General features: G+C 50.6%; 3 protein-coding genes and 1 pseudogene. All 4 read left to right on the top strand.

Going from position 1 to position 2,028, the window contains the following annotated elements; translation table 11 throughout:
• A pseudogene (gene rpsE, locus ACWYRJ_RS20800) lies at positions 1 to 130 on the top strand (30S ribosomal protein S5); the annotation flags it as partial.
• 6 nt (positions 131 to 136) lie between these two features.
• Positions 137 to 316 (top strand): 50S ribosomal protein L30, encoded by a 180-nt coding sequence (rpmD, locus tag ACWYRJ_RS20795; protein WP_003863301.1) that lies wholly within the window; start codon positions 137 to 139, stop codon positions 314 to 316.
• A 3-nt stretch (positions 317 to 319) separates the two neighbouring features.
• Entirely contained in the window at positions 320 to 754 is a 435-nt protein-coding gene (gene rplO / locus ACWYRJ_RS20790; protein ID WP_003863304.1) for a 50S ribosomal protein L15, read from the top strand.
• 7 nt (positions 755 to 761) lie between these two features.
• Positions 762 to 2,028: preprotein translocase subunit SecY (secY, locus tag ACWYRJ_RS20785; RefSeq protein ID WP_455508544.1), on the top strand; the 1,267-nt coding region annotated here is incomplete at its 3' end.

Genomic DNA, 2,028 nt, shown 5'->3' with positions numbered 1-2,028 from the left:
GGCTAAAGCATATGGTTCCACCAACCCGATCAACGTGGTTCGTGCAACTATTGATGGCCTGGAAAATATGAATTCTCCAGAAATGGTCGCTGCCAAGCGTGGTAAATCCGTTGAAGAAATTCTGGGGTAATTGACCATGGCAAAGACTATTAAAATCACTCAAACCCGCAGTGCAATCGGTCGTCTGCCGAAACACAAGGCAACGCTGCTTGGCCTGGGTCTGCGTCGTATTGGTCATACCGTTGAGCGCGAGGATACTCCTGCTGTTCGTGGTATGGTCAACGCGGTTTACTTCATGGTTAAAGTTGAGGAGTAAGAGATGCGTTTAAATACTCTGTCTCCGGCCGAAGGCTCTAAAAAGGCGGGTAAACGCCTGGGTCGTGGTATCGGTTCTGGCCTCGGTAAAACCGGTGGTCGTGGTCACAAAGGTCAGAACTCTCGTTCTGGCGGTGGCGTACGTCGCGGTTTCGAGGGTGGCCAGATGCCACTGTACCGTCGTCTGCCGAAGTTCGGCTTCACCTCTCGCAAAGCAGCGATCACAGCGGAAATCCGTCTGTCTGACCTGGCGAAAGTTGAAGGCGGCGTTGTAGACCTGAACACGCTGAAAGCAGCAAACATTATCGGTATCCAGATCGAGTTCGCGAAAGTGATCCTGGCTGGTGAAGTTTCTACTCCGGTAACTGTTCGTGGCCTGCGTGTTACTAAAGGTGCTCGTGCTGCTATCGAAGCTGCTGGCGGTAAAATTGAGGAATAAGTAGCAGATGGCTAAGCAACCGGGATTAGATTTTCAAAGTGCCAAAGGTGGATTTGGCGAGCTGAAACGCAGACTGCTGTTTGTTATCGGCGCGCTGATTGTGTTCCGTATTGGCTCTTTTATTCCGATCCCTGGTATCGATGCCGCTGTACTTGCCAAACTGCTTGAGCAACAGCGAGGTACCATCATTGAAATGTTCAACATGTTCTCTGGTGGTGCTCTCAGCCGTGCTTCTATCTTTGCATTGGGTATTATGCCGTACATTTCGGCATCTATTATTATCCAGCTGCTGACGGTCGTTCATCCGGCCCTGGCAGAGTTGAAGAAAGAAGGGGAGTCTGGACGTCGTAAGATTAGTCAGTACACCCGTTACGGTACTCTGGTGCTGGCAATATTCCAGTCGATCGGTATTGCTACCGGTCTGCCGAATATGCCTGGTATGCAGGGCCTGGTGTTAAACCCGGGCTTTGCATTCTACTTCACCGCTGTTGTAAGTCTGGTCACAGGGACAATGTTCCTGATGTGGCTCGGCGAACAGATTACTGAGCGTGGTATCGGTAACGGTATCTCAATCATCATCTTCGCCGGTATTGTTGCGGGCCTCCCGCCAGCCATCGCCCATACTATCGAGCAAGCGCGTCAAGGCGACCTGCACTTCCTCCTGTTGCTGTTGGTTGCAGTATTAGTATTTGCAGTGACGTTCTTTGTTGTCTTCGTTGAACGTGGTCAACGCCGCATTGTGGTGAACTACGCTAAACGTCAGCAAGGTCGTCGTGTCTATGCTGCACAGAGCACACATTTACCGCTGAAAGTGAACATGGCGGGGGTTATCCCGGCTATCTTCGCTTCCAGTATTATTCTGTTCCCGGCGACCATCGCGTCATGGTTCGGGGGCGGTACTGGTTGGAACTGGCTGACAACAATTTCGCTGTATTTGCAGCCTGGGCAACCACTTTATGTGTTACTCTATGCGTCTGCGATCATCTTCTTCTGTTTCTTCTACACGGCGTTGGTCTTCAACCCGCGTGAAACAGCAGATAACCTGAAGAAGTCCGGTGCATTTGTACCAGGAATTCGTCCGGGAGAGCAAACGGCGAAGTATATCGATAAAGTAATGACCCGCCTGACTTTGGTTGGTGCGCTCTATATTACTTTTATCTGCCTGATCCCGGAGTTCATGCGTGATGCAATGAAAGTACCGTTCTACTTCGGTGGGACCTCACTGCTTATCGTTGTTGTCGTGATTATGGACTTTATGGCTCAAGTGCAAACTC

This window comes from Enterobacter sp., assembly GCF_977039595.1.
The sequence above is the reverse complement of the archived record's forward strand: the minus strand, read 5'-3'. Positions and strand labels throughout refer to the sequence as shown.

Excerpts from the sequence above, each read along its gene's own strand:
- rpmD (WP_003863301.1), top strand. The coding sequence starts at position 137 with ATGGCAAAGACTATTAAAATCACTCAAACCCGCAGTGCAATCGGTCGT.
- rplO (WP_003863304.1), top strand. The coding sequence starts at position 320 with ATGCGTTTAAATACTCTGTCTCCGGCCGAAGGCTCTAAAAAGGCGGGT.